This window comes from Aneurinibacillus sp. Ricciae_BoGa-3 (assembly GCF_028421645.1).
Taxonomy (GTDB): Bacteria; Bacillota; Bacilli; order Aneurinibacillales; family Aneurinibacillaceae; genus Aneurinibacillus_B.
Genome location: NZ_CP116887.1, coordinates 3,712,509 through 3,737,602, shown reverse-complemented (window position 1 = coordinate 3,737,602; position 25,094 = coordinate 3,712,509). Strand labels below are relative to the sequence as shown.

General features: G+C 43.2%; 22 protein-coding genes. 14 read left to right on the top strand and 8 right to left on the bottom strand.

Going from position 1 to position 25,094, the window contains the following annotated elements; genetic code table 11:
* The first annotated feature begins 27 nt into the window (after window positions 1–27).
* The 6 genes from PP175_RS19015 (at window position 28) to PP175_RS18990 (ending at window position 6,544) form a co-directional block, all read left to right on the top strand.
* The gene (locus tag PP175_RS19015; RefSeq protein WP_272439818.1) at window positions 28–1,377 is read left to right on the top strand and encodes an acetyl-CoA carboxylase biotin carboxylase subunit; all 1,350 of its coding nucleotides are present in this window, start codon (window positions 28–30) and stop codon (window positions 1,375–1,377) included.
* A gap of 17 nt (window positions 1,378–1,394) precedes the next feature.
* Window positions 1,395–2,168, top strand: a complete 774-nt coding sequence (locus tag PP175_RS19010; protein WP_272439817.1) for a LamB/YcsF family protein — start codon at window positions 1,395–1,397, stop codon at window positions 2,166–2,168.
* Between the two features lie 9 nt (window positions 2,169–2,177).
* Window positions 2,178–2,420 (top strand): tautomerase family protein, encoded by a 243-nt coding sequence (locus PP175_RS19005; protein ID WP_272439816.1) that lies wholly within the window; start codon window positions 2,178–2,180, stop codon window positions 2,418–2,420.
* 188 nt (window positions 2,421–2,608) lie between these two features.
* Window positions 2,609–4,663, top strand: a complete 2,055-nt coding sequence (locus PP175_RS19000) for a sigma 54-interacting transcriptional regulator (protein WP_272439815.1) — start codon at window positions 2,609–2,611, stop codon at window positions 4,661–4,663.
* An 18-nt stretch (window positions 4,664–4,681) separates the two neighbouring features.
* The gene (locus tag PP175_RS18995) at window positions 4,682–5,566 is read left to right on the top strand and encodes a 5-oxoprolinase subunit B family protein (RefSeq protein WP_272439814.1); all 885 of its coding nucleotides are present in this window, start codon (window positions 4,682–4,684) and stop codon (window positions 5,564–5,566) included.
* Complete coding sequence (locus PP175_RS18990; RefSeq protein WP_272439813.1) at window positions 5,567–6,544, top strand: 5-oxoprolinase subunit C family protein; 978 nt, start codon at window positions 5,567–5,569, stop codon at window positions 6,542–6,544.
* 53 nt (window positions 6,545–6,597) lie between these two features.
* Here PP175_RS18990 and PP175_RS18985 read toward each other — a convergent pair whose 3' ends face one another.
* The 4 genes from PP175_RS18985 to PP175_RS18970 all read right to left on the bottom strand — a co-directional run bounded on the left by PP175_RS18985 (window position 6,598) and on the right by PP175_RS18970 (window position 13,603).
* On the bottom strand, window positions 6,598–8,166 hold the full coding sequence (locus tag PP175_RS18985; protein WP_272439812.1) for a purine-cytosine permease family protein: 1,569 nt from the start codon (window positions 8,164–8,166) through the stop codon (window positions 6,598–6,600).
* Window positions 8,167–8,232: 66 nt separating this feature from the next.
* Window positions 8,233–10,200 (bottom strand): hydantoinase B/oxoprolinase family protein, encoded by a 1,968-nt coding sequence (locus PP175_RS18980; protein WP_272439811.1) that lies wholly within the window; start codon window positions 10,198–10,200, stop codon window positions 8,233–8,235.
* On the bottom strand, window positions 10,197–12,245 hold the full coding sequence (locus PP175_RS18975) for a hydantoinase/oxoprolinase family protein (protein ID WP_272439810.1): 2,049 nt from the start codon (window positions 12,243–12,245) through the stop codon (window positions 10,197–10,199). The genes PP175_RS18980 and PP175_RS18975 overlap by 4 nt, the downstream gene beginning before the upstream one ends.
* A 449-nt stretch (window positions 12,246–12,694) precedes the next feature.
* Complete coding sequence (locus PP175_RS18970) at window positions 12,695–13,603, bottom strand: DMT family transporter (RefSeq protein ID WP_272439809.1); 909 nt, start codon at window positions 13,601–13,603, stop codon at window positions 12,695–12,697.
* A gap of 159 nt (window positions 13,604–13,762) precedes the next feature.
* On the opposite strand from PP175_RS18970, the gene PP175_RS18965 reads away from it, so the two are divergent.
* The 4 genes from PP175_RS18965 to PP175_RS18950 all read left to right on the top strand — a co-directional run bounded on the left by PP175_RS18965 (window position 13,763) and on the right by PP175_RS18950 (window position 16,569).
* Complete coding sequence (locus tag PP175_RS18965) at window positions 13,763–14,026, top strand: Ada metal-binding domain-containing protein (RefSeq protein ID WP_442870390.1); 264 nt, start codon at window positions 13,763–13,765, stop codon at window positions 14,024–14,026.
* Between the two features lie 218 nt (window positions 14,027–14,244).
* Window positions 14,245–15,099 (top strand): basic amino acid ABC transporter substrate-binding protein, encoded by an 855-nt coding sequence (locus PP175_RS18960; protein WP_272439808.1) that lies wholly within the window; start codon window positions 14,245–14,247, stop codon window positions 15,097–15,099.
* Between the two features lie 86 nt (window positions 15,100–15,185).
* Window positions 15,186–15,860, top strand: a complete 675-nt coding sequence (locus PP175_RS18955; RefSeq protein WP_272439807.1) for an amino acid ABC transporter permease — start codon at window positions 15,186–15,188, stop codon at window positions 15,858–15,860.
* A complete protein-coding gene (locus tag PP175_RS18950) occupies window positions 15,847–16,569 on the top strand; it encodes an amino acid ABC transporter ATP-binding protein (protein WP_272439806.1) in 723 nt (240 codons plus the stop codon). Before PP175_RS18955 ends, PP175_RS18950 begins: the two co-directional genes overlap by 14 nt.
* A gap of 75 nt (window positions 16,570–16,644) precedes the next feature.
* Here PP175_RS18950 and PP175_RS18945 read toward each other — a convergent pair whose 3' ends face one another.
* Complete coding sequence (locus PP175_RS18945) at window positions 16,645–17,661, bottom strand: DUF6454 family protein (protein WP_272439805.1); 1,017 nt, start codon at window positions 17,659–17,661, stop codon at window positions 16,645–16,647.
* Between the two features lie 337 nt (window positions 17,662–17,998).
* Complete coding sequence (locus PP175_RS18940; protein ID WP_272439804.1) at window positions 17,999–18,724, bottom strand: hypothetical protein; 726 nt, start codon at window positions 18,722–18,724, stop codon at window positions 17,999–18,001.
* Between the two features lie 201 nt (window positions 18,725–18,925).
* Here PP175_RS18940 and PP175_RS18935 point away from each other — a divergent pair, with 201 nt between their 5' ends.
* From PP175_RS18935 to PP175_RS18925, 3 genes are all read left to right on the top strand, one after another.
* Window positions 18,926–19,342: a MarR family winged helix-turn-helix transcriptional regulator gene (locus PP175_RS18935; protein ID WP_272439803.1), complete on the top strand. Its 417-nt coding sequence runs from the start codon at window positions 18,926–18,928 to the stop codon at window positions 19,340–19,342.
* 12 nt (window positions 19,343–19,354) lie between these two features.
* Complete coding sequence (locus PP175_RS18930) at window positions 19,355–20,563, top strand: MFS transporter (RefSeq protein WP_272439802.1); 1,209 nt, start codon at window positions 19,355–19,357, stop codon at window positions 20,561–20,563.
* Window positions 20,564–20,860: 297 nt separating this feature from the next.
* Window positions 20,861–22,069: an ATP-binding protein gene (locus tag PP175_RS18925; RefSeq protein WP_272439801.1), complete on the top strand. Its 1,209-nt coding sequence runs from the start codon at window positions 20,861–20,863 to the stop codon at window positions 22,067–22,069.
* Window positions 22,070–22,124: 55 nt separating this feature from the next.
* On the opposite strand, the gene PP175_RS18920 is transcribed toward PP175_RS18925, so the two are convergent.
* The gene (locus PP175_RS18920) at window positions 22,125–22,409 is read right to left on the bottom strand and encodes a 3D domain-containing protein (protein WP_272439800.1); all 285 of its coding nucleotides are present in this window, start codon (window positions 22,407–22,409) and stop codon (window positions 22,125–22,127) included.
* Window positions 22,410–22,857: 448 nt separating this feature from the next.
* Between PP175_RS18920 and PP175_RS18915 the strand changes: the two genes are divergently transcribed.
* Entirely contained in the window at window positions 22,858–23,757 is a 900-nt protein-coding gene (locus PP175_RS18915) for a cation diffusion facilitator family transporter (protein WP_272439799.1), read from the top strand.
* A gap of 38 nt (window positions 23,758–23,795) precedes the next feature.
* On the opposite strand, the gene PP175_RS18910 is transcribed toward PP175_RS18915, so the two are convergent.
* Window positions 23,796–24,938 (bottom strand): MGDG synthase family glycosyltransferase, encoded by a 1,143-nt coding sequence (locus tag PP175_RS18910; protein ID WP_272439798.1) that lies wholly within the window; start codon window positions 24,936–24,938, stop codon window positions 23,796–23,798.
* Window positions 24,939–25,094 lie beyond the last annotated feature (156 nt).

The following is a 25,094-nucleotide window of genomic DNA, read 5'->3' as shown; positions in this document are numbered from 1 at the left end:
CATAAAAATACATCTAGGAGGAGAATCATGAGCTATTTCGAGAAAGTATTAATCGCCAACCGCGGGGAGATTGCACGCAGAATCATTCGTACATGTAAACGTTTGGAAATTAAAACGGTTGCGATCTATTCGGAGGCCGATGCAGACGCACCGTTTGTGGTTGAGGCAGATGAAGCAATTTGTGTGGGGCCGGCTCAGGCGAAAAAAAGCTACCTTAATGTTGATAAAGTGATTGAAGCCGCTAAGCAAACTTGTGCGACAGCGATTCATCCTGGATACGGATTTTTGTCTGAAAACCCGGCGTTTGCTCATAGATGCGAAGAGGAAGGAATAACCTTTATTGGGCCTTCTGCTAGGATTATTGAATTAATGGGCAGCAAAATCGAATCCCGCCGGCAAATGAAAAAGGCAGGTGTACCTATTGTTCCAGGTTGGGACGGCCAGTTGGAATCCGTGGAACAGGCACTTGAAATTGCAGAGCAGTTGGAGTATCCGTTAATGCTGAAAGCCAGTGCGGGTGGTGGAGGCATTGGAATGCAACTGGTCCATGATGGTGACGAATTGAAAAAAGTATATGCTTCTACTATGCAACGAGCAAACTCTTTTTTTGGTGACGGTACCTTGTTTCTGGAAAAATTCATTTCGAATCCCCATCACATTGAAGTACAGGTTGCTTGTGATGAGCACGGGAATGCTATTCATTTGTTTGAAAGAGAATGTTCGGTACAAAGGAGAAACCAAAAAGTTGTGGAAGAAAGTCCTTCCCCATTTTTGGATGAGGGGACACGCCAACATTTATTGGAGACTGCCTTGCATGGAGTAAAACAAATGGGTTACACCAACGTCGGAACCATGGAATTTATTTTTGATGAAAACAAGGAATTTTATTTTCTGGAAATGAATACACGTTTGCAGGTAGAACACCCGGTTACGGAGGAAATTACGGGTATCGATTTAGTTGAATTGCAAATTCGTATAGCTGCTAAAGAAAAATTATACGTTAATCAAGAAGATATTGAAAAGAAGGGTTATTCAATCGAATGTCGGCTGTATGCGGAGGACCCTAAGACGTTCTTCCCATCACCGGGTACAATACAAACACTATATCTTCCGGATCATAAAGGAAGATTCGATTTTGCGGTAATAGAGGGAAGCACTGTATCACCTTTCTATGATCCGATGATAGGAAAGATTATTACGCACGGCGTAGATCGGGACGAAGCGGTTCAAAAAATGGAACAGTTATTGGAAAGCATTGTTATTGAAGGTCTCACAACGAACCTTTCGCTTTTACAGTTGATTGTAAAAAATCCTGAATTTACAGGTGGAATTTACACAACTCGCTTTCTGGATCATTTACTTGCAACACCAATATAACGAGGAGAGTGATGAATATGTTAAAAGTTGATCTTAATTGCGATATGGGAGAAAGTTTTGGTTTATATCAATTGGGAAGTGACGAAGAAATGATGCAATATATCACTTCAGCCAACATTGCCTGCGGTTACCACGCGGGGGATCCCCATGTTATGCGGGAAACCGTGGAATTGGCCAAAAAATATGGGGTTGGCATCGGGGCGCACCCCGGTTTTCCCGATTTAATGGGTTTCGGGCGTAGATATATGAGTTCTACAGTCTCCGAGATTAAAGATTATGTGATGTACCAAATGGGGGCCCTACGGGAGTTCGCATCCTCATTGGACATGAAAATTCAACACTGCAAGCCACATGGTGCTCTTTATATGATGGCAATGGAGGATGAAAAAATAGCAAAAGCGATCCTGGAATCTATTGCCGTGATTGACTCTAATACGATTGTGTATGCCATGAATAATTCCGCCGTAGTTGAGGTGGGTCAAAAAATGGGAATACCCGTGGCGAAAGAAGTGTATTCCGACCGAGAACACACTTCGACTGCTTCTATCGTACTTACAAGGAAAGGGTATTCCATTGAGGATTATGCCCAAATGGCAGATCGAGTGGTTCGAATGGTCAAGGAAGGACGAGTTGTGGCTCATACAGGCGAAGACGTATCGCTTAAAGCTGAAACAGTATGTATTCATGGGGATACCCCCGGAGCACCTCAGCTAGCGAAAGCAATTGTTGATGCATTAAAAGCAAATGACATTCAAATTACTTCTATTAAAGATATATTAGGGATAGCGTGAATATAGCTAATGAAGCAGGGATATACGAACTGGCAAGGCATAATAGAGGAGGTTGCGGATATGCCTGTAGTAAGAATTGAAATGCTCGAAGGCAGAAGTGAAGAGATGAAGGGTTCAATGATCCGAGAAGTAACCGATGCGATGGCTCGCTCTCTCAATATCGAGAAAGAAGAAGTAGACATTCTTATAAGCGAAATTAAAAGGAATGACTGGGCCAAGGGTGGAGTCAGCTGGCCATGGAAGAAACCTTAGGGGATGTAGTGTGTAGGCTGTTGATTACTTAACAGCCTTTTTGTTTGTTATAATATTTCATTTTTGCAAACAATGGTTTTCAAATGGTAAATTATAATAAAGGATAATTTTGATAAGTGTAATATGAGGCTCTCGGAAATTTGTTAATTATGATATCATTGCATTTATGATAAGGAGGTGCGCAAAAAGTGATTGTTTGGAAGGAGATTTTACAATCTATTCAAACTACTGTGGATCAAAACAGTACGATTCAACGGGCTTTAGAAATTCTTCATGAATCCCAGCAGAACATCTCTTTAGTTTGTGATCAAGATATAGTTGTAGGCTACGTAAATATATCTTTCCTTCTCCAGCAATTGCAAAAATCGCAGGACCTGCATCAAACTATCGAATATTATCAGAATATTTTAAAGGTTCCTCGGTTTAATCCAGTAGAATTTTATCACAATATATCCGTGGTTCTAGGGGTTGATCTTAATGGTAATGTAACCGGTTTTTGTACGATGGAACAGGCGAGGAGTATAGTTAATCAGCTGGAATTAGAACAAATCAATCGCATTTTTAATGGGGCAGAAATTGGAATTATAACAACGGATGCGGACTTTAACGTTACGTTTATTAATGAAATGGCAGAAAATATTTTAGGCCTTTCCAGTTCATTTCTCCTCTATCGAAATTATAAAACGCTGCTCGACACTAATAAAAAAAATTTAGAAGAAGTTCTTTCCGGTAAACAATTTGTGTGTGTCGATTGTTCGCTCAATTATAAACATATAATTGGCAACTTTTCCCCGCTAATGATCGAAGGTAAAATTTCAGGAATTGTCCATATCTTTGGACAAGGGGTACAGTGGGAAAGAGCCGTTCAGGAACTGGAGTTTGTCAGGGACATTTCTGAGGACTTGCAGGCCATCTATTCCTCCTCCTACGAGCAAATACTTGTCGTCAATTCTGAAGGAAACATCATTCGCTTAGCTGGAACTTTCCTGAAGAGTTTTTGGGGGACCGAAGATTCTCAGCTAATGATTGGACGAAATGTCAAGGAACTGGAGGAAGAAGGGATTTTTACACCTAACGTTTTTGACTTGTGCAAAAACAAAAGAGCGAAAGTGTTCAGTATCCAGGAAACATTGTATGGACGGAAAATTTGGTCTGTCGCAAACCCTGTATTTCATGAGGGCAAACTTGAAAAAATAGTCATTGTTTCCCAGGACATTGATAGACTTGGTAAAAAGCTAGGTATGGTCCAAACAAAGTCGGATGAATTAAATCAGGAGCTGAATGAATTAATCGAGCAATCTGACCGGAAAAAAAAGTTGATTTATCGCTCCCGGTTAATGGAAAACTTGGTGGATGAAATGAAGCGCATCGCTTCTGTACATTCCACCGTGATGCTAATTGGAGAATCCGGGGTGGGGAAAGAAGTGTTTGCTCACGCCATACATGATTATAGCCAAAGAAAAACGCAGCCGTTTATACGTGTCAATTGCGGAGCGATCCCTGAAAATTTGATTGAGAGCGAACTTTTTGGATACGAAAAAGGGGCATTTACCGGCGCAGATCAAAAAGGAAAACCAGGTCTGTTCGAAATGGCAAATGGGGGGACATTGTTGTTAGATGAAATTTCAGAGTTGCCTCCGAATATGCAGGTGAAACTCCTCCGAGTCCTTCAAGAAAGAGAAGTTGTTCGTGTAGGGGGGATTAAAACCATACCTATCGATGTGAGGATTATTGCATCAGCCAACCGTGATCTTAGAGAACTTGTACAGCAAAATCTATTTCGTGAAGATCTGTATTATCGTTTAAATGTTATTCCAATACGGATTCCTCCTTTGCGTGAACGCCCTGAGGATATTGCATCTTTATCCATGCATTTTTTACAACAATTCAATCAGGAATATATAAAGAATAAAAGTTTATCCCTTGATGCACTCGAAGTATTAGAAAATTACAATTGGCCGGGGAATGTGCGCGAGTTGCAGAATATAATCGAACGTTTATTTGTAACCAGCAGAGAGAATTTTATAGATCAAGATGATGTGCTATCCATTCTCTATACTGATATTAGAGAAAAAAAGGGAAAACCCATGATATTCGAAATTATGCCTTTGAAAGAGGCGGTCGCAGAGTTAGAAAGACAACTAATTGACTTAGCTCTACGTAAATATGGAACTGCGGCAAAGGTGTCTCAGATTTTGGGAGTGAGTCAAGCTACGATCAGCCGACGAATTAATAATCGCTGAACGATTAGGAGGATTCCATTGTTTACTCTACCGGAAACACGTTTTGATTTTGCAGGCGATGAATACATATATGCGGAGATCTCCCGGGATATGAGTGAGGAGAGTAATTTTAAAGCACTAGCGATCACAAACGAATTGAGGCGACGACAAATTCCTGGGGTCATTGATATCTGTCCATCTAACGCATCTTATCTTATACGATATAACCCAGAATTGATCCCGGCTCGTGATTTACTTGAGTATTTAAGAGAGATTGATATGACCAAAAGCGACCCATCTCAACTTAATTTATCGATGAGAATTGTTGAAATTCCCACCTGGTATGATGATCCAATTACGCGGGAGTACTCGGAGAAGTTCAAACACCGAAACCAGGACCCCGAATTGTCTAACTTTGAGTTCGTTATGAAAATTAATGGCTATACTGACAAAGAAGCATTCATTGAAGCACATTCCGCTATGCCTTACCTGATTACGATGATGGGTTTTACCCCGGGTGCAGCCTGGCAATTTCCGTTAGGAGTTACTAGGGAAAAGATAATCCAGGCTCCCAAATATATAAGCCCGCGGACTGATACGCCAGCCCAGGCTGTTGGTGTGGGAGGTGTTTTCACTCTCGTTTATCCTATACCTGGCCCCGGTAGCTATCAATTAATTGGGATGTCCGCAGTCCCTGTGTACAAAAAACCTCAAATAGCAGCAGGTAAAGCGGAGATATTTTTCCTCACAAGGCCAGGCGATATTTGGAAACACAGGCCGGTTAATGAACAGGAATATAACCGAATAGGAGAAGAAGTACAAAGAGGGACGTATCAATACCGCAAAAAGGATTTCGAGTTTTCCGTTGAAGAGTATTTTAAGAAAGGAAAGTTTTACATTCAAGATTTGTTGGAGGTATTTTAAGTGCTCAGGATCATAATGCCTGGTATCCACACTACAGTTCAGGATATGGGACGTCAGGGAAACTACCATTTAGGCGTGCCTCCTTCCGGTGCCGCCGATAAGTATTCTTTTTTACTAGGAAATCTTTTGTTAGGCAATCCTCTGGAGTATGCGGGATTGGAAATGACGCTATTGGGGCCAAAGATTGAATTTCATAAAAAAACTGTCATATCACTTACTGGCGCGCCCGTCGAGCCCTGTTTAAATCATCAACCGATTCCCATGTGGGAAAATATCATTGTTCAGGAAGGAGATATCTTATCGTTTAAAGGCGTAACGAATGGAGTAAAAACATATTTATGCGTATCGGGGGGAATACAAGTTCCTCAAATATTAGACAGCAAATCTACATATTCTTTGGCACAATTTGGCGGGTACCAGGGCCGAAAATTAAAAATTGGAGATGAGCTGATGCTTGCAGAGCCGCTGCCAGGTGTTTTTAAACAGGCGGGGAAACGAATTCCTAAGGAATTTATTCCATTGTTCAATAGAGACAATGAAATACGCGCGGTGATGGGACTTTCCAGCTACCGCATAAGCGATGAGGGCATCAAGTCGTTTCTTAATTCCGATTGGAAGGTTTCGTCGGAATCCGATCGTGTTGCATACCGGTACAAAGGAGAATCGATTTCTTTGAAAGATTTAGATTCCCCCTTTGGATCGGGTAATAGTCAGTATGGTATCGTCGATACGGTCTACCCAATAGGTGTAATATTAGTGCCAAACAACGAAGAAGTGATTGTTTTGTTGAATGATGGTACTTCCGGTGGAGGCTTTGTTACCATTGGTACTGTGATCAGTACCGATCTGGATATTATCGCTCAATCGAGACCCCTTTCCACCACCCGTTTCTCAGCCATCACTGTAGATAAAGCGATACAAGCGAGAATGGAAAGGCAGAAAGAAATAACCCGATTAACTGAGCTTTTAAGAAAATAAGGAGGATGCAACCACCTAGCCAAGCCGACACTAGGTGATTGCATTCAAAATATTTATGCGGTAATAACCGTACCAACATTTTGTCTCTTACAGACTGTCTGACAATGTGATTCTGCTGAACAGCATTGGGAGCATATATTATTGCCGTTGAAAGGGCAGTACAACATATCTTCAGTGATGAATTCACCTTGGCAACTTCCGCAGGTATGAACGGTTTCATTATATTCATTAGGGTGAGCCTGCTGCTGGATTTCTTCCATAGGCCGTGCAGTAAGGTAAGTTTTACCTTTTGTAACAAGAGCAATAATGATGCTGATCAGGCTGGAGAGAACACCTGCAATAAGTGCGGCTAATCCAGATAAAGTTGGGCCCCATGTACCGGAAGCCAGGATTGTGCCGATTGTACTAGAGATTATGATTGAAACCACGCCCACAGGATTCCACTCTGGTAAAAAGCCACGGCGATGCTCGATATGAACTTGGCCTAGCTTTAACCATTTTTTAATGATGATTGCATCTGTCACTAGGATTGACGCCCAGGCAAACAGAAACACACCCTGGAAAGTAAGCATTGGCCCGATATAAGTCAATACCCCGCATAGCATACTGATTATGGCAAGTACAGCGGTTGTTACCACCCAGAATACTCTTCCAGGTGTGAAGTGGAAAACTCTAGCGAAGAAATTTGCCAAAGATGTGGAGCCGCTATATAAATTTGTAACATTAATGCGTAGTTGTGTGAGAATAGCAAACGCCGCTCCCCAAATTCCCATGGCTGATACAAAATACACACCAGGATTATCTGTCATATAGCGAACACCAAACCAAATACCGAGCAACCCGGAGATAAAGAAACAGATAAGCGCTGGAATAAAGCCTATGGCAAATACACCGATTTTGAATTCTTCTTGTTTAATAAAACGTGCATAATCTGAAATTAGCAGCGCGATAATTCCAACTAAACCATTAATAATCCCAATACATGTGACCAGTCCGATCCCACCAACATGTTGGCCTGAAGGCAGAAAGCTTAGCCAATTTGCGTGGTCGAATTGGCGGTTTGCAGTCATAAAGATACCGGAAAAAAGAAGAATCAGATAGACTGGGAGTGAATACTTCTGAAATTTGTCTAGCTGCTTCACTCCGTACCAATTGAGAGGGACGACAGCTAGACCTAAGATAATCATTAGAACCCATGTCGGTACGAATTTAATGTATTCATGTACCGCTATAGCCATTATTGATCCTTCAATGGCACAATACATAATGAAGTTAATAGCATAGATGAAAGAAGTAATGGAAGCACCGATGAATCCGAAACCGGCACCGCGTGACATTAAATTTACATTTAATCCATTCTTAGCTGCCAAATAGGCTATGATAATCCCAAGAAATCCGGCGACTATAGTTGCGTAGATTTCGGCAATGAGGGCATTAATACTACCAAATTGTATTGCCATTAAACTTCCCATCTGCATAAAGATCATCGCTGTTGCGACACCGATCGCTACGTTTGTGACATTGAACCAGGGCATACGCCAATGCTTAGGTACTCGCTGTAGTGCATAATCTTCTTTTTGTTCATTCTTTTCATTTTTGTTTACTTTTAAAATCTCGGCCATTTAGATCGCTCCTTTTAAAATCAGTAGAGAAAAAGATGGGGGGTGAAACATTCAGTTCTAAAAAAGTTAAGACCAATATTGTAAGGTTCGTTTATACAACATGTTACGATACTGTTCCGTTGATGTCGGAAGGACATTGCCCGTTGTATAATCAATGATTACTCCGTACCGGCGAATTACATCAAGCTCATCAATTTCTCCAGCTTTAAATTTTTGTTGTACTAATAAAATGTCAGTTTGCATCCATTGCTTACGATTAGCACGAATATAATCCCTTTCCTGTACTGTGGCCTCTTCATCTATTTCAAATAGATCAATTTCGCGGTCGATTTCTTTGATCACAACCCCATAATCTTTTCGGGCACGTTCAATTGAAACGTATTGATCGATTACGTCCTCAAGCACAAGCTGCGGATCTCGCTCAAGCGAATCTCCTAATCCACCACCACCAGCAGCAGGGCGATCAAAGGAATCCCCTTGCTGTAAAGGAATGTTGGAAAATACTGTACCGAGAAAATGAGGGTCTTCGCTTTCCGGATTGAGCCAGGCTCCATGAGGCTGAGAAGGAAGACCCCCATTTATTCCCCATGTTACTGAACGGGAGCGGTCACAGCAGTAGGACATTACTGCATCCTCGCAAAGGGTTAATGTTCCCCCCTTGCGAACCCCTGCTCCGCCGCGGAATTTTCCTGGACCTGCTGAATCAGTTACAATTTCATGATGTGTGGTGATAACCGGAGAGAGACGTTCCTGACCTTCACAGGGCTGGATACTAAGACCGACACCGAACACCGGAGACATGGCATTAGCACCATCTTTAAAGGAACGGCCTCCATGTCCGCCCGCCATCCAGTCATACCACATAAAATAGTTGTTATAGCCATCACGGCGATCCGATCCACCAATCAGCAGATATTCCAGGTTAAATGAGCATGCAATAGCTCTTTCTGGCATGACTTGTGACCATAATTCAAAAATCGCGTTCATAATTTTTTCATAAGCCCCTGAACAAAAGCCGGTGACGGCTACTGGATGAGGAGCATTAACGACCGAATTTTCCGGTAATTCAACATGGACAAAGCGGTAAAAGCCGGAATTCAGCGGTATATCCGGGAAGAATGTTTTCGTACCAGAGATGACTGCAGAGAAGGAGGCACCAAAGCCGGAATTTAAGAAGGTGCTAACGTAAGAATGGGAACCTCTTAAATCATAAAAAATTTCATCTCCTTGAATGCTTAAACTAACGTGGATTGGGATCAACTGATCACCCAACTCCGGGTCCATATCGATATAGTCTGTTGTCTCCCAAGTTCCATCTGGCAGTTCTTCAATACGAGCCCGCCCCAATCGTTCTACATAGTTTTGCACCTCTTCAAAAGCAGTAACAACAGTACTTAATCCATATTTTTCAATAAGCCGCACCAGCTGTTGTTCCCCGACTTTTGTAGCCTCCGCCTGAGAGCGTAGATCGCCAAGACGTTCTTCCGGAACACGCATATTAGCAACCATTAGGTTCGCAACATCCTTCAAATATTGGCCTTTGCTCCAAATGCGAACGGGAGGAATTCGCATACCTTCACCATAATGGTCCTTGGACTGGACGTTAAAGGAGCCGGGTACACTGCCACCCACATCTGCCCAGTGGCCGTTGCATTGCATAAAAGAAATGAGTTTACCTTGGTAAAAGACTGGTCTGACAACTCTCACATCACAAAAGTGAGTGCCTCCACGATATGGATCATTAACCAAGAACACATCTCCTGGATGAATGTCTTCCCCAAAATCCTCGAGTACTGCTTTGGCGGTCAAATGAAGCGTACCAACATGTACAGAGATATCTTGTGTTCCTTGCATAATCGTATTGCCTTCTGCATCGCAGATCGCTGAGCTGAAGTCACGGCTGTAAATGACGAAGGAATAGCAAGTCCGTAAAATTTGCTCGGACATCTGGTCCACCAGGTTTACAAAAGCATTCTTAAGTACTTCGAAGGTTACGGGGTCTAAGCGTGTATCCAAAGACTCAGTTTTATTCATGATTTGGCCTCCATATCTTTGTAAGTTAAAATAAGATTTTTACAGGAGTCAACTTCTGCAATAAAATCAGGTGGAATAACAACCGTTGAATCTAGCTGGTCAACGATAGCAGGACCAAAGAAAATCGAACCAACGGGAAGTATAATCCGATCGTATATAGTAGATTCGATGAAACCACCACTTTCTTCAAAATAGACCTGGCGACTACCTTTTATGGCATCGCTCAAATTTCCTTCCGGTTGTTCTACCTGAAGATCAGGTTTTGGCACAAAGCCAGTTGCAGCAACGCGAAGCCCGTAGATTTCAACGCTTTGTTGTCGATTGGAGAATGCAAATTCACGTTCATGTTCTTTGTGGAACTGCTCCAGTGCTTGTTCCAGTGATGTAATAGGACGTGATATGGACACAGACAGTGAGCGCCATTGGCCTGTGTAGCGCATATCAATAAAACGTATCAGTTGGGAATCGCCCTCGTTCACTCCTTCTTCTGCCAAGAGATCTGCTGCTTCTATTTCCATCCGAATAAACTCATTCTCCAATTCAGTTAAAGATACGTCGATTATATTCTTAAGATAGGTTTTGGAAATATCGTGCCGCACATCGACCAGCAGGCAGCCCATGGCTGAAGTAATTCCTGGGTGAGGAGGTACGATAACGGTTGGGATTTCCATTTCCTTTGCCAGATGAGCGCCATGCAGTGCACCTGCACCTCCAAATGCCACCAGGGCAAAGTCACGGGGATCATAGCCACGACGAACAGAAATAAGACGGAGGGCGTCACACATATTTGCGTTTGCAACCTTGATGATGGCATTTGCGGCTTCTACCTCGGTATAACCAAATGGTTCAGCAATTTTGCGTATGGCTTCTAGGGCTTTCGATTTGTCAAGCGACATTTGTCCATCAAGTAGTTCCGTACCCAAGCGTCCTAACACGAGGTTGGCGTCACTGTTTGTCGGTTCTGTTCCGCCTTGTTGGTAACAGGCAGGTCCTGGCGTTGCCCCAGCACTCTGAGGACCATTGCGTAGTGAACCCCCTCCATCAATCCAGGCTAGACTCCCGCCACCAGCACCGATGGTCAAAATCTCGATGCTTGGGAATCCGATCGGATAACCGTATTCGATGTACCAATCTTTTGTGACACGCACTTTTCCATCGTACATTAGAGAAATGTCCGTACTCGTTCCACCCATATCGAGACCAATGGCGGATTGGAAGCCACACAGTTTAGCGATATGGGCACTTGCAATGGCACCAGCAGCAATCCCAGAACTTGCAAGGCGAGCTGCATAACGCGGTACCGTTTCTGACGTCATCACACCACCGCCTGAGTGAAGTACAAGCACGTCACCGTCATAACCGTCGTCATTCAATGAAGCAGAAAGTTCCTGTATGTAATTGCTAACTAGGGGTCCAAGCACAGCGTTTGCAATCGTTGTACTGATTCTTTCATGTTCAAAAATTTCCGGTAATGTTTCACTGGAAGTGCATACGTATATGCCTGGAATTTCCTCTTGTAGAATTTCTTTCATTCGCTGTTCGTTCTGTCCATTTACATAGGCATTCATAAACCCGACTGCGACGGATTCAACGCCGCGTTTTTTTAAAATACGGACCAACTCCCGGGCTTCTTGTTCATTTAGCGGGGTTATGATTTGCCCATTGTAATCAACCCGCTCGGTGATTTCAAAGCGATCACGGCGCTGGATATAAGGGGGAGCTACATCCTGATAAGTATCCCAAAGATCCAGTTTGGTACCGCGTCGGATTTCTGGCACATCACGAAAGCCCTTAGTTGCAATGAAGGCTGCCTTTGGTAAGCGTCTGGTAATCAATGCGTTGGTTCCGACTGTTGTTCCATGAGAGAAAATAGTAATTTCATCTAGAGGAACCAAGGATTTTTTAACAGCATCAAGAATTCCTCGTGCTGGGTTGTCATTCGTAGAAGAGACCTTTGTTACAGCAATTTCTCCTTTTTCTTCATTGAAAACAAATACATCTGTAAAAGTACCGCCTACATCCACGGCTACCCGGTATTTTCCCATGGTGCACTCCCTTTCTTGTATGATTAAAATAGAAATCTTTCATAATAAGGGTATTAGCAATTTTCATACCAAGGTCAGAATATTTAAACACATTAAACATGTGGAAGAACTCCCTTATCTCATGGCGTATAACTAATTCAAAACTTGTAAATAAAATAGAAGCCTTTTTACAAGCCTTATTAAATAGAAATTGAATTGGAACTATTACACTTTTAAGAATGTAGAAGGCTGGCTACAACAAAAAAAGTATATAAGCTAAGTTTCGAAATTGAAATGGCATATTCAGAAATGAAAGTCTATATCAGAAAAAGAAGTACGAAAGGAACAAGTTACAAAGCAGTTTCACTTTTAAAAGAAACGAACTAAATTGGGTGTACGGCGATACAAAAATAAGCTGCCAATGAAAATTGGCAGCTTTCATTTTCAGTGAGTGTTTGAATACCCACCACTCACATATTCTGATACGCATTCTGTTCTTTCCTTTTCTTTTTCAACCTAACTGGCAATATATTGGTGACAATGGCGATACTCAATATGATGATGATTAAACCAATTAAGGTATTGAAAAAGAATGACTCCCCAAGGAAAACGATGCCCCAGATGACGCCAAAAACAGGAACAAGAAATGTTACATACAAGGTTTTGACTGCGCCTACACTGTTTATTAAGTAAAAATAAATCAGGTACGCGACCGCCGTACACAGAAGTGAAATGCCCAGAATCGAATAGATAACTTCTGCAGGCGGCATCTTGTGTGGCATGCTTGTGATAGCAAATGGCACAAGCAGAACGCTTGCACCCAACTGTTGCCCAATCGCGATGTCCAGCGGTTTTGTCTCTTTAAATGTGCGGGCGGCGTATATTCCGCCGAAGCCATAGGACAAAGCCGCCAACAAGGTGCAGGAGGCAGATAAAAGGGTTGTTTTATCAAGCGGGATTGGGCTCCAGCCCACAAGTACAGCCACTCCTACTATACCAATAATAAGTCCTGTAATCTTTTTCATAGTAAGTGGCTCTTTGATCCAGCCCCACGCAACCAGCGTGGTAAATAGCGGGGTCGTCGCATTGAGGATGGAAGCCAGCGAAGCGCTTAAATGAATTTCTGCCGTACAAATAAAGGAGAAGGGGATAGCGGCGTTTAATCCGCCGAGAATAAGGTATTGTTTCCACTTCTTCAGGATGTTTACCCGGTACTTAATCAGGAGTGCATACAGCAGTAGCGCGATTCCCGCCAATAGAACGCGCAGCTCAACTGTAACGAATGGCCCGATAACAGGCGTGGCGATTCGCATGAATAGATACGACCCACCCCATAAGGCTGCCAGTAAAAATAATGCACCAAAACCTTTGCGATTCAATTTTTCTAAGCTCCTCTCCACTCTGTCTTTAAAACCTGTTTCTATGATATCATTCTAAGATTCTTTCCGCGAATATACTTTTCTAATATTGCTTTCTTATTCATGAACGGTAATGACAACGATGTAGGTGTGCTAAACTTTAAACCAGGAGGTGACAAGATGAAAGCCGAATTTTGGCAGGCAATCGTGGATTGTGATCAGGATTATGATGGAGAATTTTACTATGGGGTGCTGACGACCGGCATTTTCTGCAGGCCCTCATGCAAGTCGAGACTTCCAAAAATAAACAATGTCAAACTTTTTCAAAGCATAGAAGATGCAGAAAACGAAGGCTTTCGCCCGTGCAAAAGATGCCGTCCGCAGCTCTTGGTGAACCGATCGTCGGCTGAAGAACTCAGCCCACTTTTCATCCGTATTTTCTAAAGAGATTGGGCTGCCCCCATCAAAATACCGAAGCGTTAAAGAAAGCAGATTATAGGCCTTTGCTTACATATCAGTTCTTTATCTATTCTACGATTCATAGAATACTGCTAGAAACATTAAAACTTTTAGTTTCTTCCCACAAATAGTTTTGCTATAATTTATTTGTTACGAAATTGTCAATTTTTTATAATAAAAAGATAAGTAAGGGGGCAATAAGTATGAAAAGTATGAAGTATCTTGTAAGTGCAATGCTGCTCGGAGCAACACTTGCCGGCTGTAGTTCCAACTCTTCCAGTAGTGCAGGAGGGGCGGCGCAGCCGAGCACATCTGGTAAATCTGCCGATTCATCCAGCCAGCAAACAGTCAATGTGGCAGCTGACACAACTTTCCCTCCTTTCGAAACGCAGACGAATGGCAAGGTAACAGGCTTCGACATTGATTTAATCAATGCAATTGCCAAGAAAGAAAATCTAAAGGTAAATATGAAAACCATGAACTTTACCGGCCTTATTCCGGCCCTTCAAGCGAGCCAGGTGGATATCGCGGTAGCAGGCATCACGATCAAAACAAGCCGCGAAAAGGTGGTTTCATTCTCCAACGCTTACTATAAATCAGGCTTGTCCATCCTGGTGAAGAAATCGGATTCCTCCGTTAAAGAACTGAAGGATTTAGCCGGAAAAACCGTCGCAACCAAGAAAGCAACCTCTTCGGTTGATATCCTGAATAAAGTTGGCGGCGTCAAAGTGCAGCAGTTTGATAACATTGACGATGCTTACAACCAACTAGAAAATGGAGGAGCACAGGCTGTTGTATTTGACAACCCTGTTAATCTTAACTTCATGAAATCCCATCCTGAAGTGAAGACTGTTGGCGGTCTTCTGACAGGGGAGTATTACGGCATCGCTGTTCGCAAAGATGCACCGGATATCCTCAAAAAAGTCAACGATGGGTTTAAGAAGATGCAGGATAGCGGAGAATACGCCGCGCTCTATAAACAGTATTTTGGCGATGATAAAAATGGCCTTGTAACGACTACAATCGACCCGGCAACGGTTGCCCTGCATGACAAGTAATCCTACAATTTAACGGATGGATGATGGCATAGCACAAATTGGGGCTATGCCATCCTTACGTCAAGGTAAGAAAGGTAGTTGAATATATGGAATTCTTACAGGCCATTCAAGATGCGATGCCGCAGCTGCTGCATGGTTTGGTGTTTACGATTCAATATTCCATTCTGGGTGTACTTTTCGCATCCATTATTGGTCTAGTCGCCGCGTTTATGAAGCTTTCACTGTTTACGGTACTTCGCATTATCAGTAATGTTTATGTGGAAATCTTTCGCGGTACACCCCTGCTCGTACAGGTATTATTTATTTATTCAGGACTGCCACTCGTCCTCCCGCTTCATCAGTGGTTTGGTGAATCGTATCTTATTATTGCGGCGACAACAGCTCTTGCACTGAATGAAGGGGCCTACATAACGGAGATTATTCGGGCAGGTATCCTGTCCATTGATAAGGGCCAGAAAGAAGCCTCGGAAAGCATCGGGATGACAGGCTTTCAGGCCATGTGGTTCATTATCCTGCCGCAGGCTTTTAAACGAATGATTCCGCCGCTCGTGAACCAGTTTGCGCAGACGATTAAAGACACATCGCTCTTGTCCGTTATTTCTGTTGGAGAATTAATTTACTCGGGACAGATTATTATTGCGCAAACGTTTCAGGCTTTCCAGATCTGGACAGCGGTTGCATTTCTGTATCTCATCCTGATTTTCACCCTTACGCAGATTGCCAGGAATTTGGAAAGGAGATTTCAGATTGATAAGCGTTAAAAATTTAAAAAAATCATTTGGATCCCTTGAAGTTTTAAAAGATATCAGCATTGATATCCATCCGCAGGAAGTGGTGGTCGTTATCGGTCCTTCCGGAAGCGGCAAAAGCACCTTCCTTCGATGCCTAAACTTCCTGGAAAAGCCCACAAGCGGCCATATTATAATCGACGATATCGAGCTAACCCACCCGAAAACAAACATCACTAAACTGCGCCAGCGGGTGGGAATGGTTTTTCAGCGCTTCAACTTGTTCCATCACCTGACTGTTATGGAGAATATCACGATTGGTCCTCGCAAGGTGCTAGGCAAATCAAAAGAAGAAAGCGACAAGTTAGCGAGAGAGCTTCTCTCTAAAGTTGGACTCGCAGAGAAAGAAAAGAGTTATCCGGATGAACTGTCCGGCGGCCAGCAGCAGCGTGTAGCCATCGCCAGAGCACTTGCGATGAAGCCGGAAGTCATGCTGTTCGACGAACCAACCTCAGCGTTAGACCCGGAAATGGTGGGCGAAGTTCTACAGGTTATGAAGGATTTGGCGAAAGAGGGGATGACGATGTGTGTCGTCACCCATGAAATGGGTTTTGCGAAAGAGGTCGGGGATTGGGTCATCTTTATGGACCAGGGCTACATTGTAGAAGAAGGAACGCCGCAAGAGATCTTTTCAAACGCGCAGGAAGAACGCACGAAATCTTTTTTAAGCAAAATATTATAGCCTCTATATAAAAGAAGTGCTGGCTTGTATATGGCCAGCACTTTTGAACGTGTGCAGAAAGGATTCAACGTTAAATTATTGTTTATTACTGAGATTGTTTGTTTCATACACCAGTAATGACCCGTGATCGTCATCCGGTACGGCATAAAGCCGCATCTCTTGGCCGGCCTTCTCCAGGAACACCGGATTACGGGTAATCACATGTCCTTGCGGAGACAACTCAGTTACAGGTACTTCGCGAATGGTATTCAATGTCTTCATATCAACCAAGGCTAAACCGCCCAACTCGAATGGCTTCGCGTTGCCGGCTGCAGGATTTGGAAATTCAGTAACCCCGCTTAAAATCATTTTACCTTGCCCGACATAATGTCCGTCTTGATAATCCACATAGAAACTAGCGTTTTCTTTCACAAGCAGTTGTTGCCCTTTTTCGTTCCACTCATAAAACTTGCGTGAACCCCAGCTGTTACCGATAATTTTTCCGTTTTGGCCGTCGCGGACCAATCCACCGATGTGATCATGAACGCGGAATGCTACTGTTGCTGTCATAGCCTGCGGATCCACTTTATAGACAATGGATTCGCTGTTGGGACGATATTGAGCTACGGGAACCCAAATATTTTTTCCATCGAAATCGAGGCCGCCCGGATGATAGATGTCCCCTTCACCCAGTCGAATATCCTTTATGAGCTTACCTTGTTTATCAAAGACAAACAGATGACCGATTCCTTTTCCGGGCGTGCGATCATAGCCACCTTGTGGGTGGTCATATTTCACAGGCGTTTGGGTAACTTGAACAGCAGACATATAAAAGAGATTCCCAACACGAACCAATCCCTGTGAATGATAGTTATTAAATTGGAGATCAATCTTTTCTTTCTGCTGCCATTTCGTGTTTCGAGTGAGATTGTCGAATAGTGAAGCTAGATTCTGCCCCTCTGTGTTAGCCTGATACGTTTTAGAAGTTGCCATAGTTGGTCCGTTACCTTTAGACATAGCCAAAGCGGTTGACCCGGTACTAGATGCCGCAAAAGCCATTAATCCAGTGCTTATTGATACAATTACGGCTGCTGTTAATGTGGTTTTTCGCATGATGCCCTCCTTATTCCGTATACACTTTGCGAATATGCGCCTCTTCCAGCCTGCATGAAGTTTGGCGGTCGGGGTCAAAATTTGTATGTTGTTTCAATAAAATGTTACTTTGTTTTCAACGATAAAAAAAGGCTTTATACGGAAGCTTTACAGGAACATTACACGGCTTTTACATTTTGAATCTACGAAAACGCCCTACTACGTTTTTTCTTATCCTATAGGAGATTATATTTTGCTTTAACGTGTTGAAGTGAGTTGAGCTATTTTTTAAATGGGATCTCCGGTCCCGAAACACCCAAGGAAAACATCGTGAGGCGCATGGCCCGCGATGTTTTTCTCATTTTGCCCGGCGCGCATTCCATTTCCTGATTATAAACAGCAAAAGCCCAAGTGCTACAGCAGCGGATGCGAGGAGTATAAGGTGCGGGATATTAAGTATTTTAACCTGCAGCCTAATCTGGTTGTTCTGACCAGGAATCAGATCCCACTGATAAGTTGAGGCCTGATTATACAGGACCCTGTTGGCGTTGCTCATCGAGGCTTGAACCGGCAGTGTGACATTTAATTTTAAATCCATATTTTTTGCAACTAGACTGGTTAAAAACTCTTTGGATTGTTCGTTAAGGGCAATGGGAATCTTGTTAGCGAGATTAGCGCTGGATAGATCGATGTGTGTATTAAGCGTATAGATGTCATAAAACCAGTTGCCGGATTTCACGAGCTGCTCGGAAGTTGTTTGAATGCTTGTTCCAGCGAGGCTGTTTAGCTCAATTGTGAGTTGATTGATGCTACTTAAGTGCTTGCTGCCCTGAATGCCGGCGTAGTCCTGGTCATCTGTGATTGAAGTTTTATAGCCAGCCTGTTCGCTTTTTGTTTTCATTTGCTCCAGGGTGCCTGCATCCCCGAGAAAAGCGGTCGCTGTTTTCGCTATGTCCAGTTTATAAGCTAAATCAGCTGAACCATCTTTGTTTAACGTAATATCCACGTTTCCTCTGACGCATCCTGTGAGCAGCACAAGGAGAAGTGGAATCAGAACATAATAGAATCGTATTTTTGTACCCATATATTTCACCCGTCACTTATCGTATTTTTCTAGTGATTGCCGCTTATTGCCGTTTGTAAACTTGCTGATACAAGATACTCTGTTTAAAACCGAAGTATGCGTAATGCAGCTTGACGAATAAATATGTTTAACTTATTATTGTCATGACAAGTAAATGAGCGGGAGGGATGGAAACTGGACTCAAACGCATTTGATGAATCCATGGGTTTTATTATCGGGCAAACCTACAGGAAAATTATTCAATTATTGTTTCACCGGTTAAAAGATTATGGTATTACGCCTGAGCAATGGACGGTTTTGTACCGTATAAGCCAGGAGGACGGGATCAATCAGAAAGAAATTGCGGTCCGTACAGGAAAGGATCAGCCGACAACGGCGCGTATTTTAGATGTTCTCTATAAGAAGGGCTTCGTACAGAAGGAAATGAGCACAGCAGACCGCCGGGCTTTTCTTGTTTTTCTCACGGATAAAGGAAAAACGATTGTGGAACAGACGATACCCATTGAAAAAAGTGTGATTGGAGATCTCGTGTCAGGCATCAATTCTTCTGAAATAGAGCTTGTTAAAAAAGTTCTGATTCAAATGGGTGAAAATCTAAAAAATAATACCAGAGATTAGGAGTGCGGTGCTTTGGAACAACAGAGTCAAAAACTATGGACGGGAAATTTTATTGTTTTAACGATTTGTAACCTGCTGCTATTCTTGAATTTGCAAATGACGCTGCCTACATTTCCCTCATATGTAAAGGAAACTTTCCATGCGAATAATCTTACCGTAAGCCTGGTAACCAGCTTATTCGCGATTGCCGCTATTATAAGCCGCGTTTATGCAGGGGGCGCTCTACAGAAAGGGAAAAGAAATCAAATTCTCCTTATAGGACTATGTATTGCCGCGCTTTCGACAGCGGGATATTACTGGTGTGGAGCCGTTTCTTCACTTCTTCTACTACGAATCGGATTTGGCATTGGTTTTGGAATGACGAGTACGACTTTTCCAACAATGGTATCCAACATTATTCCGGCTAAACGGATCGGAGAGGGGATGGGCTTCTTCGGGTTATCGACAAGCCTTGCCATGTCCATCGGGCCCATGATTGGGTTGGCTCTGCTGGGATCTTATGGTTTTCACACGTTAGTCATTGCAGCAACTTTGATTACCTTCATCATTTTTCCATTAGCCCACACTGTACGAAACCTGCCATCTCCGCGGGAAGAGCATGCTTCAGTCCAAGTGGCGGGCAAACGCAGAAAAATTATCGACAAGAAGATTCTCCTTCCATTCTTCTTAAACTTTATGCTTTCTGTTACGTATGGCGGCCTGCTCAGTTTTTTAGCGTTATTTGGAAAGGAAGTACATATCTCCAATGTGGGAAACTTCTTCCTGATTAATGCCTTGGCCGTATTGCTCATTCGTCCATTCTCTGGCCGGATTTTTGATAGAAAGGGCCATATTGCCGTGTTGATTCCGGGAGCTGTTCTGGTGATTCTTGGGTTGATTTCTTTGTCTTACTCAACATCGATGGGCCGCTTAATGCTGTCTGCTGTATTTTATGGGCTTGGGTTTGGAATTCTGCAGCCATCTATCCAGGCCTGGATGATTAAAGAAGTGTCGCCAGGCGAGCGTGGCATGGCTAACGGAATGTTCATCAATTCGATTGACTTAGGGGTAGCTGTCGGTTCAATGTTGTTGGGAGTTATTGCTTCAGCCATCGGGTATATGGTAATGTACCGCATTTCGGCTTTATTTATGATCATCTTCCTTATTGTGTACATCTTTGCAGTGCGCGCTCAATTCAGGCATACAAAAAAATTGGATCCCTATAAAAAGATGAGCGCTTAGCAAGAACAGAGAAGCCACCCATTCCATTAACAGGAAGAGTGGCTTCTTTCTTTTCCAACCATAACGAATTTTAACAAGGTAACATAGTGACAAACACCACGGTTAAAACGGTTGCGTTGAACGCGAGCGTACAAACGAAGCAGCGTAGTGAGAATAAAGACCTAAGAAAGATATTTCAGGGTATTAGGAAATGGATTGAAATTACTATTATGAGAAAGTAATAACAAAGCGGGAGGAATTTTAAGAATTTTGCAGAAATATCTTAAGACATGATAAAATAGGGAAGGGGAAAACTTCTTGAGCGGTGCAAAGCAGTTTATAACAGGTGAGATGTCTGAAAAGAGCCCTAAGCTACAGAATGTAAATAAAAGCTCTAAGGTTTTTATACAGAAGCTGAGCTGTGAACTTCAGTATGAGAAAGATCAACTTTCTTTTTACAAAGAGACATTGCAGCAGCAGGACTGCCTCACTTTTCGCTTGCAGCGTAATTTCCTAGATTCTTATATTTTTACTTTTTCAGAAGGTAAACTAGCTCAAGAATTTGGAATCACAACACAAACCATTTACGGTTACACGTTAGAACAAGTGCTGCCGGATAAAGAAGTTGAGCGGGTCAGAGGTTGCGTTGATCGAGCTTTTGCAGGAACTGAAACGAAAGGCAGCCTTTCGTTCAGCAACCGCACCTTGCAATACTCTCTTCAGCCTGTTAGGCAGGCAGGAGGTATTATTGAGGTTATCGGTACTGCATTTGATGTCACGTTCTTAACAGATGAACTTCAAGCCGTCAGAAACAGCGTGGATGCGGCTAATTCAGAAATCGTTGAGATGGAGCAGCAGATAAAAAAATCAGAAATGCTGCATGTTTTAGGAGAATTGGCGGCCGGCATCGCGCACGAAATTCGCAATCCTATGACGTCCCTGAAAGGGTTCGTTAACCTGCTTCAGGAGAGCATCGATGGGTTCCCGTCCTATTTTGGCATTATGAATTCTGAATTGAAACGAATCGAATCGATTGTGACAGATTTCCTTTCGCTGGCGAAACCAACTGTTTCCGTTTTTGGTCCTACAGACATTCGGCATGTATTGAGCGAAACGATAGATTTAATGAGAGCCCAGGCGCTGCTCTACAATGTGGAGATTGAATCGGACTTTTCGGACAATCTGCCTTTTTTAAATGGCGATAAAAATCAATTAAAACAAGTCTTTATCAATTTATGTAAAAATGGGATAGAATCAATGCCGAACGGGGGTAAGCTTAGAATCGTTATTCAAAGGGATGGCGCAAATAAGGTTTTTATTTTGATTCAGGATGAGGGCTGTGGCATTCCCCTTGATAAGCTGAATAAACTGGGAGAGCCGTTTTTTACTACGAAAAATCAGGGGACTGGGCTTGGACTTAAGGTTAGTTATAAAATTATAAAGGATCACCAGGGCACCATAGATGTCCGCAGCCAGGAAGGAAAGGGAACCACGTTCGCAATCACGCTTCCGGCCCAAGGTGATTAATGCAAAAAATCTGGCTCACCGCAAGCCAGATTTTTTGCTGGTCTGCTTTTGGCTATCAGGCGTACACGACAACATCGAGGGTTTTTCTGCCGAATCGGTCCGCCTGTCCGGCATTTGCGACAAACAGATCCAGTTTGTTTCCTTTAATGGAACCCCCCCGATCCTCAACAATGTATGTCCGATGTAGCGCCGGTATGTACAAATGTGTTCCAATTGGTATATTAGAAGGAGCCGCAATCGTTCTTCCCGCAACAGCGATTCTGCCTGATGCGGTTATACAATGCTTGCTGTGGGAGCCGCCTTCGTCTGCAGAATAAGCAGTGATGACAAATTTTTTCACCTGATGGTGGCTGCTTCGGTGAGCAGTTTGTGCACTTGCAATGGAATCAAATAGCATCAACGGCGCAAAGGCCAATAGAATAAGGGATAATATAATCTTGGCGTATTGAATGAGTTTTTCCTCCTAAAACTAAAATCGCTCGGCTTGTATGGGCCGTTCCGGATGATACATACAATACAGGAAAAATGTGACCAATCTTTTACCATCCTTTTATATATTTGTGGTGGAAATAGCTGGGACATGATGTGTGAAAGCAGATTTTGAAGTTTGGCGTAAATGTGGTACAGTAATACACGAGAAGAGCGGTTGAATCAGGGGCAGTGATTGATATGACAATAATTCTAAACCACACAACACTACATACGTACAATAAAGAGTCTTAAACCGGAATACGAGTTTGAGGCTTTTTTGTTTCCTTAGGTAAAGAAATATGGAAGGATGAAAGAGAATGGAAGCCCACCATAAATCGTCAATAGCAGCCGCCTGGCTGAGTCTTTTTAGCAATATTATACTTACCATTATAAAACTGATTGTCGGGCTTTTGTTTCACAGTCAGGTCTTGATAGCAGATGGCATGCACAGTGCGGCAGATGTGGTGGCTTCGCTTGCATCCCTGGGCTCGATGAAAGTTTCAAACCTGCCAGCGGATGAGGATCATCCATACGGGCATGGTAAAGCGGAAATTATTGCTTCCGGCGTTGTATCTATATTGCTGGCGCTCGCTGCCTTGATGATGGCGTATAAGTCAATTGAGGCACTATTCACACCGGCTGAACCTCCGCATATACTTGCACTGGCGGCAGCTATACTGTCTCTTATATGGAAGCAGATCCTATATGTTTATACGGTGCGCATTGGCAGACAGGCGAACAGCAAAGGCCTGCTTGCCACGGCGTATGACCACCTGGCTGATGTATACGCATCGGCTGCAGCGGTGGTTGGAATTGGCATTGGCCTGCTTGGGCTCCACTTTCACCTTCCCTATTCTGAATATGGGGACCGGGCGGCAGGGTTTATTGTCTCCCTGCTTGTACTTAAACTGGCATTTGAAATGGGAAAGGAATCTATGTACACCCTTATGGAGGGCAATATTTCAGGTGAAAAGATTGAAGTATATGTCGAGGCTGTGATAGCCAATCCTGCCGTTAAACGTATTGACCGTATCCGGGCGCGTGAGCACGGCCACTATATTATCGTAGACATCAGGGTAGGCGTACCAGGTGATCTCACCATTCAACAAGGGCATGATATCTCACGCGAGATCAAGCAGGCCATTATGTCCAAGGATCCTGATGTTCAGGAGGTTCTTGTACATCTTAACCCGTGGTACGAAAAAGAGGGCAGCTGATACCAGACCAGCTACCCTTTTTGCCGTTAAATCGCCAGTTACGTGTTGGAAAGAGACAAACTTTTCTTTTTACAAATCGCCAAAATAGCATCCAGCGTTCTGGAGGATGCCGTTGTGTTGTGCAGCTTTTTCGCATTGGCTTTGAGCCTTTCACGCATCATGGGACTGGTAAGGAGAGACGAAAGGGCACTGGACACCTCGCTCATGCTGCTTGCCTGCATCGCCACCTGTGATTGTGTTAAGAATTTCGCATTCTCCTGCTCCTGGCCGGGAAGCGGCTTATAAAGCAGCATGGGAAGCTGAAGTGCAATGCCCTCAGATATGGTAATGCCCCCGGGCTTCGTAATCATGACATCAGCGAGCGCCATCAATTCATGAACAAAATCAATATAACCCGTAACAACGGTAGGGTGGTGGAAGTTGTTCACCTGTTTCTCCAGGTGTTTGCGCAAACGCCTGTTATGGCCGCATACGATAATGAGCTGGAATTTCTGTTTAACCGCTTCAAGCGCCTTAAGCAACCCGTCATCAATGATGCCGTATCCGCCTCCCATGACGAGCACAACGGGTTTATTTGGATCCAGTTTATATTTAGCGGCTAGCTGGCTAGTGTCATATGTATGGCAGAATTTACTGCGCACCGGAATCCCGGTAACTTTAATGAGAGAGTCAGGTATCGCGTACGCATGCAATTGCTTCCGGACCCCTTCCGAACCAACTACATACAGATCCGTGTGCGGGTGAACCCAATAGCTATGCGTGCTGTAATCTGTTATAACGGTAACCGTTGGAATATCCGTAAAACGATTTATTTTAAGCATGGACATAATGCCGGATGCTATGGGAAAAGTACTTACCACAACGGACGGTTCGATTTTTTCAATGAGCTTTCGAATTCGCATCATTCCCAGATGCAAAATTTGATTCAGAAAGAAAGAGTGCTCATCCCGGCTCTTCTCATACAAACGGCCATACAGGGTGGGAAATGACTTGACTCCCTGTATAAAAATAGAGCGGCTAATCGAATTAAAAAAAGGATAAGCCCATTCCATTACGTCAATCAGGCAGGTTTCCACGCCTTCCGGATACAGTTGGGCTGCATCCGCAATAGCTCTGGCAGCCTGCTGGTGGCCTTCTCCATAATTGCTGAAGAGAATGAGCACTTTCTCCTTTATTTGCATACAATGGTTCTCCTACTGTTGAATTGTTAATCCGCCGACTAAACTTATTTTATCATTTCCTTCAAAATATAAAGCGAAAAGAATGGGGAAAGTTCGGATTAATATATAAAGGCCAGATTCAGATGAATTATTGTATAATTTTATCAAAGTCCCATA

What these genes read in the sequence shown, in the direction of transcription:
- PP175_RS19015 (WP_272439818.1), top strand. Translation starts at nt 28, where the DNA reads ATGAGCTATTTCGAGAAAGTATTAATCGCCAACCGCGGGGAGATTGCA.
- PP175_RS19010 (WP_272439817.1), top strand. Translation starts at nt 1,395, where the DNA reads ATGTTAAAAGTTGATCTTAATTGCGATATGGGAGAAAGTTTTGGTTTA.
- PP175_RS19005 (WP_272439816.1), top strand. Translation starts at nt 2,178, where the DNA reads ATGAAGCAGGGATATACGAACTGGCAAGGCATAATAGAGGAGGTTGCG.
- PP175_RS18985 (WP_272439812.1), bottom strand. Translation starts at nt 8,166, where the DNA reads ATGGCCGAGATTTTAAAAGTAAACAAAAATGAAAAGAATGAACAAAAA.
- PP175_RS18980 (WP_272439811.1), bottom strand. Translation starts at nt 10,200, where the DNA reads ATGAATAAAACTGAGTCTTTGGATACACGCTTAGACCCCGTAACCTTC.
- PP175_RS18975 (WP_272439810.1), bottom strand. Translation starts at nt 12,245, where the DNA reads ATGGGAAAATACCGGGTAGCCGTGGATGTAGGCGGTACTTTTACAGAT.
- PP175_RS18965 (WP_442870390.1), top strand. Translation starts at nt 13,763, where the DNA reads ATGAAAGCCGAATTTTGGCAGGCAATCGTGGATTGTGATCAGGATTAT.
- PP175_RS18960 (WP_272439808.1), top strand. Translation starts at nt 14,245, where the DNA reads ATGAAAAGTATGAAGTATCTTGTAAGTGCAATGCTGCTCGGAGCAACA.
- PP175_RS18955 (WP_272439807.1), top strand. Translation starts at nt 15,186, where the DNA reads ATGGAATTCTTACAGGCCATTCAAGATGCGATGCCGCAGCTGCTGCAT.
- PP175_RS18945 (WP_272439805.1), bottom strand. Translation starts at nt 17,661, where the DNA reads ATGCGAAAAACCACATTAACAGCAGCCGTAATTGTATCAATAAGCACT.
- PP175_RS18940 (WP_272439804.1), bottom strand. Translation starts at nt 18,724, where the DNA reads ATGGGTACAAAAATACGATTCTATTATGTTCTGATTCCACTTCTCCTT.
- PP175_RS18935 (WP_272439803.1), top strand. Translation starts at nt 18,926, where the DNA reads ATGGGTTTTATTATCGGGCAAACCTACAGGAAAATTATTCAATTATTG.
- PP175_RS18915 (WP_272439799.1), top strand. Translation starts at nt 22,858, where the DNA reads ATGGAAGCCCACCATAAATCGTCAATAGCAGCCGCCTGGCTGAGTCTT.
- PP175_RS18910 (WP_272439798.1), bottom strand. Translation starts at nt 24,938, where the DNA reads ATGCAAATAAAGGAGAAAGTGCTCATTCTCTTCAGCAATTATGGAGAA.